The organism is Halomonas sp. 7T (assembly GCF_025643255.1).
In the GTDB taxonomy this organism is placed as follows: Bacteria; Pseudomonadota; Gammaproteobacteria; order Pseudomonadales; family Halomonadaceae; genus Vreelandella.
Genome location: NZ_CP087112.1, coordinates 3,251,347 through 3,267,055, shown reverse-complemented (window position 1 = coordinate 3,267,055; position 15,709 = coordinate 3,251,347). Strand labels below are relative to the sequence as shown.

Annotated in this window: 14 protein-coding genes; 6 read left to right on the top strand and 8 right to left on the bottom strand. The window is 54.7% G+C overall.

What is annotated here, in order from left to right; genetic code table 11:
* Positions 1-10 precede the first annotated feature (10 nt).
* Positions 11-1,030, bottom strand: coding sequence for a rhodanese-related sulfurtransferase (locus LOS15_RS15335; protein ID WP_263066854.1), 1,020 nt, complete (start codon positions 1,028-1,030; stop codon positions 11-13).
* 224 nt (positions 1,031-1,254) lie between these two features.
* Between LOS15_RS15335 and LOS15_RS15330 the strand changes: the two genes are divergently transcribed.
* Complete coding sequence (locus tag LOS15_RS15330; RefSeq protein WP_263066852.1) at positions 1,255-1,944, top strand: pirin family protein; 690 nt, start codon at positions 1,255-1,257, stop codon at positions 1,942-1,944.
* A 56-nt stretch (positions 1,945-2,000) separates the two neighbouring features.
* Here LOS15_RS15330 and serA read toward each other — a convergent pair whose 3' ends face one another.
* On the bottom strand, positions 2,001-3,245 hold the full coding sequence (gene serA, locus LOS15_RS15325) for a phosphoglycerate dehydrogenase (RefSeq protein ID WP_263066851.1): 1,245 nt from the start codon (positions 3,243-3,245) through the stop codon (positions 2,001-2,003).
* Between the two features lie 283 nt (positions 3,246-3,528).
* On the opposite strand from serA, the gene xseB reads away from it, so the two are divergent.
* From xseB to LOS15_RS15300, 5 genes are all read left to right on the top strand, one after another.
* Positions 3,529-3,822, top strand: a complete 294-nt coding sequence (gene xseB / locus LOS15_RS15320; protein ID WP_263066849.1) for an exodeoxyribonuclease VII small subunit — start codon at positions 3,529-3,531, stop codon at positions 3,820-3,822.
* Positions 3,816-4,709 carry a (2E,6E)-farnesyl diphosphate synthase gene (ispA, locus tag LOS15_RS15315; RefSeq protein WP_263066846.1) on the top strand — a complete coding sequence of 298 codons (894 nt, stop codon included), beginning with the start codon at positions 3,816-3,818 and terminating at the stop codon, positions 4,707-4,709. The genes xseB and ispA overlap by 7 nt, the downstream gene beginning before the upstream one ends.
* 64 nt (positions 4,710-4,773) lie before the next feature.
* Positions 4,774-6,690 carry a 1-deoxy-D-xylulose-5-phosphate synthase gene (dxs, locus tag LOS15_RS15310; protein WP_263066844.1) on the top strand — a complete coding sequence of 639 codons (1,917 nt, stop codon included), beginning with the start codon at positions 4,774-4,776 and terminating at the stop codon, positions 6,688-6,690.
* A gap of 30 nt (positions 6,691-6,720) precedes the next feature.
* Positions 6,721-7,482, top strand: a complete 762-nt coding sequence (gene djlA, locus LOS15_RS15305; protein WP_263066842.1) for a co-chaperone DjlA — start codon at positions 6,721-6,723, stop codon at positions 7,480-7,482.
* A 66-nt stretch (positions 7,483-7,548) separates the two neighbouring features.
* Positions 7,549-8,181: a glutathione S-transferase family protein gene (locus LOS15_RS15300; protein WP_263066840.1), complete on the top strand. Its 633-nt coding sequence runs from the start codon at positions 7,549-7,551 to the stop codon at positions 8,179-8,181.
* 41 nt (positions 8,182-8,222) lie between these two features.
* On the opposite strand, the gene cheZ is transcribed toward LOS15_RS15300, so the two are convergent.
* The 6 genes from cheZ to ribA form a co-directional block, all read right to left on the bottom strand.
* Positions 8,223-8,909 (bottom strand): protein phosphatase CheZ, encoded by a 687-nt coding sequence (cheZ, locus tag LOS15_RS15295; RefSeq protein ID WP_263066838.1) that lies wholly within the window; start codon positions 8,907-8,909, stop codon positions 8,223-8,225.
* A 353-nt stretch (positions 8,910-9,262) separates the two neighbouring features.
* Entirely contained in the window at positions 9,263-9,694 is a 432-nt protein-coding gene (locus LOS15_RS15290) for a response regulator (RefSeq protein WP_263066837.1), read from the bottom strand.
* A complete protein-coding gene (locus LOS15_RS15285) occupies positions 9,691-11,004 on the bottom strand; it encodes a sensor histidine kinase (RefSeq protein ID WP_263066835.1) in 1,314 nt (437 codons plus the stop codon). Before LOS15_RS15285 ends, LOS15_RS15290 begins: the two co-directional genes overlap by 4 nt.
* Entirely contained in the window at positions 11,004-13,565 is a 2,562-nt protein-coding gene (locus tag LOS15_RS15280) for a PAS domain-containing protein (protein WP_263066834.1), read from the bottom strand. Before LOS15_RS15280 ends, LOS15_RS15285 begins: the two co-directional genes overlap by 1 nt.
* Before the next feature lie 26 nt (positions 13,566-13,591).
* The gene (locus LOS15_RS15275; RefSeq protein WP_263066833.1) at positions 13,592-14,902 is read right to left on the bottom strand and encodes a diguanylate cyclase; all 1,311 of its coding nucleotides are present in this window, start codon (positions 14,900-14,902) and stop codon (positions 13,592-13,594) included.
* A 95-nt stretch (positions 14,903-14,997) separates the two neighbouring features.
* Positions 14,998-15,576 (bottom strand): GTP cyclohydrolase II, encoded by a 579-nt coding sequence (gene ribA / locus LOS15_RS15270; protein WP_411537769.1) that lies wholly within the window; start codon positions 15,574-15,576, stop codon positions 14,998-15,000.
* Positions 15,577-15,709: the final 133 nt, after the last annotated feature.

Genomic DNA, 15,709 nt, shown 5'->3' with positions numbered 1-15,709 from the left:
GCCATACTGTTTATACGTGTTCGGTCACGTCGCTGCGTTCGCTCTTACCTGCAAGCTTGCGACCGTCCTTACGATGGTTATACCCCAGCGGGTGCGGTTCGCCGCGGGCTTTGGCTAATTCGATTTGGCGCTGACGCTCTCGGGCTGCAGCGCGGGTTTTCTCGGGCAGCGAGTCGATGCAGTGGGGGCAGCTAATGCCCGGCTCATAGGCCGACGACTGCATGTCTTCCTGGGAGATCGGCATCCGGCAGGCATGGCACTGTTCGTGTTCGCCTTCGCTAAGGTCGTGGCGCACCGTCACTCGGTTATCAAACACAAAGCACTCGCCGCGCCACAAGGACTGCTCTTCCGGCACTTTTTCCAGGTAGTTCAGCACACCGCCTTTGAGGTGATACACCTCTTCAAAGCCCTCTTTCAGCATAAAGCTAGAGGCTTTTTCGCAGCGGATGCCGCCGGTGCAGAACATGGCAACTTTCTTGTGCTGCTCCGGGTTGTAGTGCTCGCGCACGTACTCAGGAAATTCGCGGAACGTGGTCGTTTTGGGGTCAACCGCGCCCTCAAAGCTGCCAATCGCCACTTCGTAGTCGTTACGCGTATCAATGACCAGCACCTCTGGGTCAGCGATCACATCGTTCCAGTTTTCGGGTTCAACGTAGGTGCCTACCGTGTCGTTAGGGTCAACATCGGGCACCCCTAAGGTGACGATCTCTTTTTTTAACTTTACTTTAGTACGGTAGAACGGCATCTCGTCGCAGAACGACTCTTTATGGTCAATATCGCTTAAGCGCGGGTCGGCGGTCAGCCAGGCCAGCAGGGCGTCGACACCCTCGCGAGAGCCAGCAACAGTGCCGTTAATGCCCTCTTTGGCGAGCAGCAACGTGCCTTTTACGCCGTTGTCGAGCATGGTTTGGCGCAGCGGCTCGCGCAGCGCTTCAAAATCGTTCAGGGTGACAAATTTATACAGCGCCGCCACCACGATGGGCGGCACGGGGCTTGAGACAGGGGTGGAAACAGAGGATGAGACCGTCATTATAAAACTCCTGGTAGTCGCCCCCGCAAAGGGCGGACCGGGTGAAAAGAGGCGCACATTTTAACGAAAAGTGAGCAAAAAGTTCAGTAAAACCGCTAAGCGACGCCCCCTTAACCGCTAATCGTCGATTTATTCGATGTTACCGTATAGAAACCTTCACCCCACGCCCCCCAGCGCCGAACGTATAGTGAGCATCACTGTTAGTCACTTTTTGGAGCACTGCTATGCAGATTCGTCGTTCTCATGAGCGTGGCTACGCCGACCACGGCTGGCTACGCTCTTTCCACACCTTCTCATTCGCCAATTATATGGACCCCAACCACATGGGATTTCGTGCGCTGAGGGTTATAAACGAAGACCGGGTAACGCCTGGTAACGGTTTTGGCGCCCACCCCCATCGCGATATGGAAATTCTCTCCTATGTGCTGGAGGGAGAGATGGAGCATCGCGACAATATGGGCAATGGCGAGGTCATGCGCCCAGGCGACGTGCAACGCATGTCCGCCGGCAACGGCGTGCTGCACAGCGAATTCAACCACTCCCAACAACATGGGCTGCACTTTCTGCAGATTTGGATTCAACCTGCCAAACGCGGCATTACGCCCAGCTATGAGCAGAAACACTTTCCCGCTGCTGAGCGTCAGAGCCAGTGGCGCTTAGTGGTTTCCCAGGCGGGAGGCGAGGGGTCGGTGAGCATTAATCAGGACGTTAACCTCTACGCGAGCTTACTTAGCCCTGGGGATCAGGTGGCGCCACCCGCTACCCGTTACGCATGGCTACACGTGGTAAAAGGCGCGGTGGAGGTTAACGGCGAAACGCTGAGCACCGGCGATGCGGCAGCGTTCACCCCCGAAGAGGACATAACACTGACCTGTAAAGAGGCGGGCGAAGTGCTACTGTTTGACCTTGCGTGATGGACGGTAGAAAGCAAAACGGCCCCTTAAGGGGCCGTTTTGGTGAGAAGCGCTACTTAGCTATTGTGCGCCGAGTAGAGCGCACGGATTTTCAGCGTGTGCTCGACTTCTCTTAAGGCTTCAAGCGCCTTCGGGCCATACGCCTTGTCCACATCGATCACCACGTAGCCAACCTTGTCGTTGGTTTGCAGATACTGACCCGAGATGTTGATGCCGTTTTCAGACAGCACACGGTTGATCTGGGAAAGTACGCCCGGCACGTTATCGTGAATATGCAGCAAACGGTGCTTGTCCGGGTGCGCGGGCAGCGCCACTTCAGGGAAGTTGACCGACGTTACCGTGGTGCCGTTATCAGAATACGTGATCAGCTTCTCCGCCACTTCAATACCGATGTTCTCCTGAGCTTCCAGGGTGGAACCACCAATATGCGGCGTCAGAATGACGTTTTCCAAGCCGCGCAGCGGGCTTTGGAACTCTTCATCGTTGCCTTTTGGCTCCACCGGGAAAACATCGATGGCGGCGCCGTTGAGCTTGCCGGCCTTGATCGCTGCCGCAAGCGGCTCAATTTCCACCACGCTGCCACGGGCCGCATTAATTAAGATCGCGCCATCTTTCATGGCCGCAATCTCTTTTTCGCCCATCATCCAGCGGGTCGAGGGCAGGTCGGGTACATGCAGACTGACCACGTCTGAACGCTCAAGCAGCTGCTCAAGGCTGGGTACTTGGCTTGCGTTACCCATGCCCAGCTTGGTGATGACATCGTAGTAAATCACATTAAAGCCCAGTGACTCCGCAAGCACGGACAGCTGAGCACCGATACTGCCATAGCCCACGATACCCAGGGTTTTGCCCCGCGCTTCATGGGAGTTTTTGGCGGATTTCAGCCAGCCACCCTGATGGGCGCGGGCGTTTTTCTCAGGAATACCGCGCAGCAGCATAATCGACTCTGCCAGCACCAGCTCGGCCACCGAACGGGTGTTGGAGTAAGGCGCATTAAAGACGGCGATACCGCGCTTAAGCGCTGCGTCCAGGTCAACTTGGTTGGTACCGATACAGAAACAGCCAACGCTCACCAGCTTCTCTGCTGCCTCAAACACGCGCTCGGTTAACTGAGTACGAGAGCGAATGCCGATGAAGTGAACGTCGCGGATCTTCTCGATCAGCGCCTCTTCATCTAGCGAGGTAGGCAGATGCTCGATGTTCTCGTAGCCTGCGTTGTGAAAATTGTCCACCGCGCTTTGGTGGACGCCCTCGAGCAGCAGGATCTTGATCTTGCTCTTGTCCAGGGACGTTTTGGCCATGGCTGAATCAACCTCTATGGTCGGCGGCAAGCGCCGTGTATCGGTTCACGGAAGGCCCATATAGTAGCACAGCCGCACCGCATGCCGGAGCGCTGAGATGATGAAAAGTGATCGCTTTCAAGATGAACCGGGCACACGTTGTAAAATGGCCGTCCGCTTGAGGGCAGACGCCACCCCCTTGCCTCGGTGTATACTGTGCGCTTGTTTTTAGTCGCACGACCGCAGCCCCACTTGCCGCCCTTCACCCGTTCAGGGCGCCGTTAAAAACAGTAGGCATGAACCAATGAGCGAACAGACACCACCCACACAAGATTTTGCCGCAACGGTCACGCAGTTAGAGCGCCTTGTGGAACGCCTGGAGTCCGGCGAACTCTCATTGGAAGATGCGCTAACAGCGTTTGAGCAAGGCGTTCGGCTAACCCGTGATGCCCAACAGCGGCTCGATAGCGCGGAGCTAACGGTGCGCGCTTTAAGTGAAGACCGCGATGGCCGTTTAGCGGTTGCCCCCTTTGCTGCCACCCCTGCTGACACGGCCCACACCGATGGGGACGACCGCGAGGAGACGCCACCATGGTAACCGCCAACGCAGCACGGCTAACCACCCTGCGCCAAACCAGCAACGCCCGGGTAGATGCAACGCTTTCTGGCTTATTTGACACCCAACCGGCGGTTGAGCCACGCCTAGAAGCCGCCATGCGCCACGGCCTGCTGGTAGGTGGTAAACGTCTGCGCCCACTGCTGGTGTATCTCGCTGGGCAGGCCCTGGGCGCTGATGATGAGGCCCTGGACGCCCCGGCGGCGGCTATTGAGCTAATTCACGCTTACTCGCTGATCCATGACGATTTACCCGCCATGGATGACGACGACCTGCGCCGCGGCCAACCGACTGTCCATAAAGCCTTCGATGAAGCCACCGCCATTCTAGCCGGTGATGCGCTCCAGGCGCTCGCCTTTGAAGTGCTTGCTCGCCAACCCCATCCCCGGCTTGGCAGTATGGTCACTACGCTGGCGGTGGCTTCGGGGCGAGAAGGCATGGTGGCAGGACAAGCGCTAGATTTAGCCGCCGTTGGCGGTCACCCCGATGTCGACGCGCTAGCGCATATGCACCGCCATAAAACCGGCGCGCTGATTGTTGCCGCCGTGCGCCTCGGCGGGCTAGTTGCCGTGGACGAACACGATGCCCGTTTAAGTGCTCTCATTCGCTACGCCCGCGCCATTGGTCTAGCCTTCCAGATTCACGATGATGTACTGGACGTGACAGGCGACACCGCCACGCTGGGCAAAATATCGGGCGCTGATGCCGCTCGCGCCAAGCCCACTTACCCTAGCCTACTAGGGCTGGAAGGCGCGCAGCGCAAAGCACAAGCGCTGATTGATGAGGCGATTTCCGCCCTCGCCCCACTGGGTGAGCGTGCCGCACCGCTGGCCGACCTAGCGCACTATATGATCGAGCGCGACCACTAAACGATGCTCTTAACCATGTTCTTAACGATGTTTTTAACTCCATACTCATGAAAGCATGCCGCCTATGAAGCTGTTCGACGAGATACCCCGCGAGCGCCCGACGACGCCGCTGCTCGACTCCTTTGAGCACCCTGCCGCCCTGCGCGCCATGAATAGTCAGCAGCTTGCTCAGCTGGCAGACGAGCTGCGCGCCTACCTGCTGTATAGCGTGGGCGTCTCTGGCGGCCATTTTGGCGCAGGCCTTGGCGTAGTGGAGCTTAGCGTAGCGCTACATCACGCGTTCCATACCCCTAAAGACCGCCTAGTATGGGACGTAGGCCACCAGGCTTATCCCCATAAGATTCTCACTGGCCGCCGCGACGCAATGCTCAGCATTCGCCAGCACGGCGGCCTGGCTGCCTTTCCTCGCCGGGCAGAGTCTGAATACGACACCTTCGGCGTTGGCCACTCCAGTACATCAATTTCGGCAGCACTCGGCATGGCGCTGGCGGCCCAAACGAAAGGCGACCCGCGCCGGGTGTGCGCCATTATTGGCGACGGCGCGCTCACCGCAGGCATGGCGTTTGAAGCTCTGGCCCATGCCGGCCACGTTAATGCCAACCTGCTGGTAGTGCTTAACGATAACGAGATGTCGATCTCTGAAAACGTCGGCGGCATTGCGACGTACCTAGCGCGCGTCCTATCCAGCAAGCCCTATCTGAAAATGCGCGAAGAGAGCAAAAAGGTGCTCTCCCACCTGCCCGGCGCCCTTGAACTTGCCCGACGCACCGAAGAGCACATGAAAGGCATGGTTAGCCCTGCCACACTGTTTGAAGAGATGGGCTTTAACTACGTAGGCCCGATCGACGGCCATGATCTGGAAGCGTTGACCAGCACGCTGCACAACCTACGCAATGAAGATGGGCCGCAGTTCCTGCATATCAAAACGGTGAAAGGCAAAGGCTTTTTACCCGCCGAAGCCGATCAAATTGGTTACCACGCCATCACCAAGCTGGAAAAACCCAGCGACGCCGCTAAAACAGCCCCAGTGAAGAAACCCGCCGCGTCAAAAAGCAGTCCAAAAAAGTATTGCAACGTGTTTGGCGACTGGCTGTGTGACATGGCCGCCGCTGATTCTCGGCTGATAGGCATTACCCCCGCCATGCGCGAGGGCTCTGATTTAATTCGCTTCTCCCAGACCTACCCTGAACGCTACTTTGATGTTGCTATTGCTGAGCAGCACGCTGTCACCCTAGCGGCCGGCATGGCCTGCGAAGGGATGAAGCCCGTCGTCGCCATCTACTCCACCTTTTTACAGCGTGGCTACGACCAGTTGATTCACGATGTAGCCGTACAGGAGCTAGACGTCACCTTCGCCATCGACCGTGCGGGCCTGGTAGGCGAAGACGGCCCCACCCATCATGGCAGTATGGATCTCTCATTTTTACGCTGTGTACCGGGCATGGTGATTCTGGCGCCTGCTGATGAAGCCGAGTGTCGCGCTATGCTTAGCGCTGCCTACCATCACCCTGGCCCTGCGGCGGTACGCTACCCTCGCGGCACCGGCCCCGGCACGGTCATCCCTGAGCATCTTGAGCCGCTCACGATCGGCGAAGCCGAAGTACGCCGCCACTCGACAAGTGACGGTGTCCGCATTGCGCTATTGGCGTTTGGTAGCGTCAACAGTGCCGCCGCCGAAGTGGCTGATAAGCTCAACGCGACTTACATTAATATGCGCTCGATTAAGCCGCTGGACCGAGAGGCTGTACTACATGCGGCCGATGAGCACGAACTGCTCGTCACCCTGGAAGAGAACGTGGTGACTGGCGGCGCAGGCAGTGCGGTCAATGAACTCCTGCACGCCGAGGGCGTTCAAGTGGAGGTGCTGAACTTAGGCCTGCCGGACGCCTTTGTTGAACACGGCACCCCTGCCGAGCTGTTACGCGATTGTGGGCTGGATGCTGCGGGCATCGAGAACGCGATCCGTGCCCGCCTGCCGTAACGTATTGACGTTTAAACCATTGAGAATGCCATGCTATTTCTGATTATTCTGTTTGGCCTGATTGGCCTCGCCATCGGCGGCTCCTGGGGACTGCTAGTGGGGGGTGTTTTGGGCTGGTGGCTGGGACGACGCATCAAACGCCGGTTAAACATCGCGCGAATGCAAATCCAAGAGGGCTTTTTGGAATCCATTTTTTCGGTGATGGGTTGCCTATGCCAAGCTGATGGCAAGGTCACCGATGGCGAGCTGGGCGTGGCCGAAAAGCTATTTGACCAGATGCACCTGCAAGGCGAGCAGCGCACGAGAGCGCGCGCTGCGTTTGAGCGCGGTCGCGCCGACGGTTTCAATCTGGATGCCGAGCTTGCCAAGGTGAATCGCCTTACCCAGCGACAGCCAATTCTGCGTCAGGTTTTTTTGCAGGTGCAGCTTACCGCCATTGCGGCTGATGGCGTGCTCCACTCCGCAGAGCACGAAATGATTCTACGCGTCGCCCGCGGCGTTGGCTGCAGCGAGGCTGAAGTCCAGCAGATTGAAGCGATGCTGCACGGCGCTGCCGCCAATTCGCAGGGCTCCAGTGAAGAGGCGCTAAAAGATGCGTATCAAGTATTAGGGGTCAGTGAAGACGCCAGCGATGCGGAGATCAAAAAAGCTTACCGCCGCCTAATGAGCCAAAACCACCCTGATAAGCTGGCAGGCAAAGGCCTGCCCGACAGCATGCGAGAAGTGGCGCAAGCGCGCACCAGCGAGATTGGCAATGCCTACGAGCGTATTCGTAGCGCCCGAGGCCAGTAGGTAATAACAAGCGTGCACGGCAGTGCCTAAAGTGGGTTTTCTACTGCACATCACAGGAGCCGTTTCATGATAACCAACTACAGCTTTCCGAACTCTCGCTCGGTGCGGGTTACCTGGACACTTGAAGAGCTTGGCCTGGCATACCGTTGCCAGCATGTCGCATTGGATAAAGGCGAGGGTCAAACCGCTGAGCACTTAGCCCGCCACCCCGACGGCAAGGTGCCCGTGATTGAAGATGGTGAGCTAACGCTGTTCGAGTCGGCGTCTATCTGCCGATACCTCGCAGAACAGTATGGAGACGGCAACCTGCTGCCAAACAGCGCTGCCGAGCGGGCACAGGTCGATCAATGGCTGAGCTTTATCATTACCGAAATTGAGCAACCGCTGTGGCTCCAGGCCAAGCATAAGTTTGCGCTGCCTCAGGAACGGCGCGTACCGGCCGTTTTACCCACCGCCGCGTGGGAGTTCCAGCGCGCGCTGCATGCACTTGAGCGCCGCTATGATGGCCAAGAAACCCTTGTCGGCGATACGTTTACCCTAGCGGATCTATTTCTTACCCACACGCTGAGCTGGGCAGCTAGCATGAAACACCGGTTACCCGAGCCATTAGTGGCTTACCATGCTCGCCATGCGGCACGCCCGGCGATGGCTCGTGCCATAGAAAAAGAGCAGGCAGCAAAAGAAGAGAGTAAACATTAGTACAGCGACTAACCGCGCCTAGCCACCGGGCTAGGTGTCGGTTAAAAGCCTAGCTCATCCAGAAGGTCATCAACCTGGTCTTGCCCCGCGACGACATCGGTCTTGTTTTGATTGACCTGCGGGCCATTTCTCAATTTGGCATGCTCGTCGCGGTTGTCTTCAGCCTTAACGCCATCGGCCACATTAGGGACATTATCCACCAACACCTGCACCAGCTGCTCTTCGATTAGCTTAATGACTTCCATCATCTTTTTAATCACTTGGCCAGTGAGGTCTTGGAAGTCTTGCGCCATCATGATTTCCAGCAGCTCTTTTTGCGTTGCACCGGTGGCATCCGGCAGCGTCTGGCTTAGATAGTGCTGGGTATCTTCAATCAGCGTCGCATCACCTTCCACTTTGGCCAAGGCAGCAGCGGCTTTCTGCCAACGCTGGTTGAGCGCATCGCCCGCACTCTCCAGGTCATCTTGTAGTGGCTGGGCGCGTTCCACCGCGTTTAAGGCGCGCTCGGCAGCCTGTTCCGTCATCGCCGCCACGTAACTAAGGCGATCATTAGCATCTGGAATTGCCTGCGCTGCTTGGGAGATCTGCTGATCCAACCCCAGCTCTTTCATGCTGTCACGCAGTAGACGTGTTACATAACCGATGCGGTGAATCATGTCATCAGCACTGTCGTGCTTACCCAACACCGACGGCATGGTCGAGTCGTGGGCATTTTTAGTCGTGCTCATCGTAGCCTCTACGCTTATTTTTTATCAGTAGAATTAATACTTTAGCCCGCTTTTACAAGTAGCACTCATACTCGCTGGATAGCATCAATGATCTTAATGTAAGTATTCGTCTAATACTCCTAGAAATCACGACTCATTACAAATAATTAGAAGACCTCGCCAAGAAGCACTCACTGTAAACACAACAGGCGAATTTAGTAGCCGGCTAATTTTTTGATAATCTCACGAAGATGGTAATCCCAATAGTGCTAATTAAATAAACGTTATGCCGCCTATTCTACAAAAAATAGCCTTAAAGATGGCATATATCGTGGCGCGTGTGCATTTTGGATTCTGCGCCCGTCTTTGGACGATTAGCTAGGCCTTCGTACCAATGTCAGCCAGTACTCTTCTAGTGCCTGAATCGCGTTAATAAATTGATCTATATCAACAGGTTTGACAATAAAGCCCGAAGCGCCAAGATCGTAAGAGTCAATCACGTCGGACTCGGCTTCCGATGTGGTTAATACAACCACCGGTATCTGACGAAGCTTTTCCAAGGTTTTGAATTTTTTCAGGAACGTTTTGCCATCCATACGCGGCATATTAAGATCGAGTAGAATAAGATCCGGCTTTGGGGCGTTTTGATAAGGGGCTTCTTGCTTTAAAAATGCTAACGCCTCAACACCATCTCCCACGTCATGCACATCCACCAGTAGTTTACCTTCATTAAAGGCCATTTTAGTGAGGTGCACATCGGCGGGCTCATCTTCCACTAGTAATACTTTAAAGTGCGCGCGCGTCATTTTTCACTCCCTGCCGCTGGCAAATCAAATATAAAACAGGCACCGCCTTGGGGGCCATCTTCGATGGTAATACGACTGTTGGTTTCTCGCAGCGCTTTAGCAACCAGCGCTAACCCCATCCCTGTGCCTGGGTACTCTTCACTATTAGGCACTAGACGTGAAAACATATCGAAGATTTGCTCACGATATTCAGGTGCAACACCTTGGCCATTATCCTCTACCCGAAAACGCACCCGGTCACCCACCTTCAATCCACTCACAGCTACTCGCAGTGGCCTCTCTTTACAGCGGTACTGCCAAGCATTGTGCAGTAATATTTTAAAAATAAGGCTTAGCTGTTTCTTATCAAAATAAACATTAGGCAGCGGTGTGGGAATATCTAACTCGCTCTCTAACCACATGGGGGTTAATAGGCGTTCCGCCTGATATACATCTTGCAAAATAGACTGAGTATCCAGCCGCTCGAATACGGGCGGAACGGTACCCAGACTTAAATAGCGTTGCACGTCTGACACGAGTTCACTTAAACGTTGAGACTGTGTACTTATGTAGTGAACGGCCATGGCCGTGCTTGGAGATGCGGTATCGCCAACCTCCCGCTTTAATTGCTGAGAAAAACTAATTAAGCGTCGGCTTGGCTCTTGAAAGTGGTGGGCCATTGCATGCCCTAGCCGTTCCAAATCGCTATTCTGATGAGAAAGCGCATCAATTAACTGTTCATTATCTTTCTTTGCTTTGCGTAGACGAAAAACCATAAAAAGCAGCAATGCGATAAGCAACGCCTGCGCAGAAATAGCGATTAAACTTATCCATCTCGTTCTACGTTCGGCGGCCATTAATGCAGCTGTCTGGAGGTCGACCTGCTGCTCCACACTTTTAATGTAGTGCCGCTCAGCAGAGCTTTCGAACTCACTGGTATCATAGATGGACGATATTAATACCTCGCGGCCATCGACATTGTGCCGCTGGGTATTAATACCGACGACTTTGATGTTGCCATTGGCAAGTCGATGGCGCATGAACAAATGGTTGGAAGAGTTTTCGCTCGCGCGCGCAATTTCCTCTTCTATCTGGGCCGGCGTTAACAGATTAATGTGACGTATATTGCGCTGTTCAAGGTCATCGTAGCCATAAAACGCATAAGCAGCGGCGTTGGCGCGCACAATATCTCCGCTCGTGGTGTCAATCATCCACATGGGCGCTGAGTGGCGTTCAAAATACTCATCGAAGCTTGGCATCGCCCAGGCGAACATAGGCACAAATAGCTGTAACACCAGCAGGTAGCAGAGAAGCCGCTGTGCGCGTCGCATTAATCAGCTCCTTGGGCGGCATTTCTTATGGGTAGCGTAAAAATGCAGCAGCTGCCTTTCCCCTCGCCCTCAGACTCTATCCAAATGCGTCCGTCATAGCGCTCGATAATCTTGCGGCAAACCGCTAGTCCTACGCCCGTGCCTTCATATTTTTCACGGGTATGCAGGCGTTGAAACACCTTGAATAAGCGCTCGATCTGCTCTGGGGCGATGCCAATACCGTTATCACAGACACTGATTTTCCAGCACGCCGGGTCCGAGAGCTCGGTGACGGCAATGTCAATCGCCACTGGATGGTCGGTTGCACGGTATTTTAATGCATTACCTATCAGGTTCTGAAAAAGCCGGGTCATTTCATCCGGGCTAGCGACGACGTATGGCCAATGGCCAGTAACCGTTACCTGCGCCTGAGACTCGACAATACTAGGCTTTAGAAAGTGCAGCGCTTCCTCAAGAGATGTCTTGAGCGACATCGCCTGCATTGGCTGCCCTTTACGGCCCACCCGGGAGTACTCTAATAGCGAGAGCAGCATGGCATCCATACGCTTGGCACCGTCACTCATGTAATGCAGCATGGTGCGGCCATCATCATCTAGGGTGTCGCCCAAATGGCGCTGCAGCAGCTGCGCATAGCTGGTCACCATGCGCAGCGGCTGACGCAAATCGTGCGACGCTGCATACGCAAAATGCTCAAGCTCTTGGTTGGATTTTTCTAAAGACTCGCGATACGCATCGCGCTCTTTCTGTAGTAAGTGCGCCGCGGTGATATCGCGCAGGTAGCCATGCCACATAGTACCGCCGTCTCTAAGGCGCTCCGGCGTGGCAATGCCATCTATCCACAGCAGCTGGCCGTCAGGATGGTTAACGCGGTAGCTGGCATGCCAGATAGTCAAGGTCGCGGCTGACTGTCGAATACTCTCTGCGACGGCTTCCCGGTCATCCGGGTGAATCACATTAAAGATGCGCGTTACGTCACGTGCCGCCTCTTCAGCGGTAACGCCATAAATAGCCTCAATGCCTGAGCTAGCATAGGGGAAGCAGGCGTGGCCGCTGGGCGCAAGATGATACTGGTAAATGGTGCCCGGCAGCAGGGTGGCCAACTTTTTGAGCTGTTCTGTCACCTCAAAGGCTTCTACCTCCGCCTCTTTGCGAGACGTGATATCGGTATGCGTGCCTGCCATCCATAACGGCTCTCCGGCATCATCGCGCTGTACAATGCGGCCACGATCATGCACCCAAATCCAGTGACCGTCGCGATGACGCATACGCGCTTCTATGCTGTAGCTATCTAAGCGCCCTTCAAAATGATCTTGAAGGGCAGCATTAGAGCGGGCTAGGTCATCAGGGTGGCAAAACGTCATCCACGTATCAATGGTCGTGGGCTGAAGTTCAGCTAGGCGGTAGCCCACCATCTCTGCCCAGCGCTCGTTAAAGCGCGTTTCGCCTGTTTGAACATTCCACTCCCAGGTGCCTGCCGCCGTCCCCCATAAAATATGATTCAGCGCCTGGCGCTGCTGCTTAATTTTGACAAGGTGTTGACGCCCCCGCCAATACAGAACGCCCAGCAGCAGTAAAGAGACAATTAAACCACTTAATAATACGGTGAATACCCACAGCCAACTGCCAAGCTCACGCTGCAAACGTAGTAACAACGGGGCACTGCCAGGGTGATAAGGCGGTACCTGTAACGCCCTAGCCGTCTCTTCAAGGCGCAAATAATCCATGGGGGCCACAAACCCTAGGGGCGCATCGGGAAGCATATTAAGTAATGCTCTACTCACCGTTCGTTTATCTTCTTCAGAGACGCGGGGCAGCGCGGCAAACGACCATTCGGGATACAGGCGGGTTGAGTGCGCAAGAGGAAAGTAAGTATGCTGCTGAGCATTCAATACCTTGATCTGTTCAATACCCGCTTTACCCTCTTGCTGCCATAATTCGAGGGTACCGGTCCTCACAAAACCCGCGTCGATCTCTTTATCTAACAGCGCTTGAATAACGGCGTCGTGGCTACCTAACTCGCGATAAACCGCAAAATTCTCTGGACGAAAACCACGCTGATAAATCTCATAGGCTTGGGTAAGGTAGCCTCCTAGAAAACGCTTACCGGGTATGCCGATGACCACGCCTTCAAGGTTTTCAAGCTGCTGCGTAGCCACACGATCGCTACGGGTAACAATCACACCGCCCAATGCATTAAGCCGATGCCCTGCATAAGGTCGCGAGAGCGTTGCCAGCGCACCACTGACATCGTATTGATGGCGTATGGTTAAAAAGTGCAGCGGATTGGTGAGTACAAAATCTAGGCTTCCCGCCTCAATAGCCGCTTCTAACTGCTCTAGGCTTAGCGTTTTTAGCTCGACCTCACGCTCTGGAAATGCGCTTCTCACGGCGTCTGCCACCGACGCAAACTCTTGCGCTACCGCGTTTGCATCACGATAGGCAAACACACCGATGGTTAAAGACGCCTGGGTGATACTTGGCAGCAATAGTAGCGCTAACGCGAGGGCAGCCAGCCAGCCATGCTTTGTTGTTATTTTCGTTATACACGTAGCCAACCGCATACCATTGATCCTTGTCGCTTTAGACGCTAAGCATTGTATATATTCACACAGCAGCGATTACGACCGCTGTGCTTAGCGTCATAAAGTGCCTTATCTGCCCTGGCCAGCCCCCCATCGGGCCGCTCATCGTCTGGGTGCATCATGGTAACGCCGATACTTGTCGTCACCTGAATCACCTGTGCTTCCTCAATGTCTATGCTCTGCGCCTCAACCGCAGCTCTCAGCTTTTCAGCCGCTTTTTTGACGCCTTCTTGTTCAGTGTGAGGAAGCAAGACGGCAAACTCTTCCCCCCCTAACCGGGCGAAAACATCGTTTTCCCTTAATTGCTCGGTCACAACGTGAGAAAAACGTTTTAGCACCTCGTCTCCCGCAGCGTGCCCATAGGTATCGTTAACCTGTTTAAATTTGTCTAGATCCAGCATTAATATGCCAACGCTGTAGTCCTTTTGGCGCTTAATCCGCCCATATTCACGGTCAGCAATATTCATGAAGCTACGGCGGTTTAGCGCCCCCGTTAACTCATCGCGCATGGCTAGATGGGTGAGCCGCTCCTCCATGGCTTTGCGCTCGCTAATGTCCTGCTGCACGCCGACCATGCGAATGGGCTTGCCATTAGCGTCTCGCTCAATAATATGGCCGGATTCAAACAGCCACACCCAGTGGCCATCACGGTGGCGGAGACGAAATTCGCACTGGTAATTAGGCAGCTCACCCGACAAGTGCCGCTCAACGGCTAGCTCAAAGGAGGGGCGCTCTTCAGGGTGTATGCGCTCAAGCCACTCATCAGCACTCCCAGGAAGATCCGGACTGTCAGACTTAAACCCTACGGTGGCCAACCAGCGGTCACTAAACACGAACTCGTTGCGGTCAAATAACCAGTCCCAAACGCCTAGCTTGCCGCCTTCAATGGCTGCCGCCATGCGCTCTTCAGAAAGAATTAAGCGCTCTTCGAGCTTGGCACGACTAATCGCATAGCGCATCGTGCGGCTTAGCGAGTCAGCGTCTAGACTGCCTTTTGCCAGGTAGTCTTGAGCACCTGCCTCTAAGGCTTGCAGCGCAAATTCAGTGTCGTCATGGCCGGTTAGTACAACAATCGGCGTACTGCGGCTCAAGCGCTTACAGGCGTGAACAGTCTCAATACCGGTAGAGTCAGGTAGGTTAAGGTCTAACAAGATGACATCGGGCTTTGCTTGCTGCTCTGCAAAGAACTGTTCGAGCGCGCTAAACGATTCGACCCACGCTAGTTGGTTATCCGTTTGATCATACTTCAGCGTGTATTTTATCAAACCGGCATCACCTGGATCGTCTTCGACGAGCAGCACCGATAAATGTTGCATAAGCTTACCTAGGTAACATTTTTTAACTTACCTCAAACATATCGTTTATCTTAAGTGTACAGCAATATGTTTATAGGACGTTTGTGCTAGCCACATCACTCTTTTCGCTCAATATCAACGTCACTCGCCTGGGTAAAGTCGTCCAAAACCATCATGTGTCCGAGCTTCCCTGCTTTTGTAGAGAGGTACTGTTCGTTGTGAGGATTCAAGCCGGTGGTAATAGGCAGGCGCTCAACCACTTTTACGCCGTCACGGGTTAGCGCATCTACTTTACGCGGGTTGTTGGTCATGAGTTTTAACGCAGTGACCCCCAGGTGGTTGAGCATCGGCACGCAGAGATCGTAGCGGCGCATGTCTGCTCCAAAGCCCAACTGTTCGTTGGCTTCTACCGTATCGGCACCCTGGTCTTGCAAATGATAGGCGCGAATTTTGTTGAGTAGCCCGATACCACGCCCTTCCTGGCGCAGGTAAAACAGTACGCCGCGACCTTCTTCGGCAATCCGCTTAAGCGCCTCTTGCAACTGGTAGCCGCAGTCGCAGCGCATGGAAAACAGTGCATCACCGGTTAAACATTCGGAGTGCACGCGCCCAAGCACCGGTTCGCCGCCGCTCACGTCGCCCAGCGTTAGCGCAATATGGTCTTTACCCGTGGCCTCGTCTTCGAAACCATGCATGGTGAATGTCGCCCAAGGAGTGGGCAGCCGAGAAGCAGCAATGAAGCGAATGGTCACAGGTTACCTCGCTGATTAACCAAACCAGTTAACCACACCAGTGTTGGCAAAGTGGGCGCATAGTTTACCAGGAAGC

What these genes read in the sequence shown, in the direction of transcription:
- LOS15_RS15335 (WP_263066854.1), bottom strand. Translation starts at nt 1,030, where the DNA reads ATGACGGTCTCATCCTCTGTTTCCACCCCTGTCTCAAGCCCCGTGCCG.
- LOS15_RS15330 (WP_263066852.1), top strand. Translation starts at nt 1,255, where the DNA reads ATGCAGATTCGTCGTTCTCATGAGCGTGGCTACGCCGACCACGGCTGG.
- serA (WP_263066851.1), bottom strand. Translation starts at nt 3,245, where the DNA reads ATGGCCAAAACGTCCCTGGACAAGAGCAAGATCAAGATCCTGCTGCTC.
- xseB (WP_263066849.1), top strand. Translation starts at nt 3,529, where the DNA reads ATGAGCGAACAGACACCACCCACACAAGATTTTGCCGCAACGGTCACG.
- ispA (WP_263066846.1), top strand. Translation starts at nt 3,816, where the DNA reads ATGGTAACCGCCAACGCAGCACGGCTAACCACCCTGCGCCAAACCAGC.
- dxs (WP_263066844.1), top strand. Translation starts at nt 4,774, where the DNA reads ATGAAGCTGTTCGACGAGATACCCCGCGAGCGCCCGACGACGCCGCTG.
- djlA (WP_263066842.1), top strand. Translation starts at nt 6,721, where the DNA reads ATGCTATTTCTGATTATTCTGTTTGGCCTGATTGGCCTCGCCATCGGC.
- LOS15_RS15300 (WP_263066840.1), top strand. Translation starts at nt 7,549, where the DNA reads ATGATAACCAACTACAGCTTTCCGAACTCTCGCTCGGTGCGGGTTACC.
- cheZ (WP_263066838.1), bottom strand. Translation starts at nt 8,909, where the DNA reads ATGAGCACGACTAAAAATGCCCACGACTCGACCATGCCGTCGGTGTTG.
- LOS15_RS15290 (WP_263066837.1), bottom strand. Translation starts at nt 9,694, where the DNA reads ATGACGCGCGCGCACTTTAAAGTATTACTAGTGGAAGATGAGCCCGCC.
- LOS15_RS15285 (WP_263066835.1), bottom strand. Translation starts at nt 11,004, where the DNA reads ATGCGACGCGCACAGCGGCTTCTCTGCTACCTGCTGGTGTTACAGCTA.
- LOS15_RS15280 (WP_263066834.1), bottom strand. Translation starts at nt 13,565, where the DNA reads ATGCGGTTGGCTACGTGTATAACGAAAATAACAACAAAGCATGGCTGG.
- LOS15_RS15275 (WP_263066833.1), bottom strand. Translation starts at nt 14,902, where the DNA reads ATGCAACATTTATCGGTGCTGCTCGTCGAAGACGATCCAGGTGATGCC.
- ribA (WP_411537769.1), bottom strand. Translation starts at nt 15,576, where the DNA reads ATGCATGGTTTCGAAGACGAGGCCACGGGTAAAGACCATATTGCGCTA.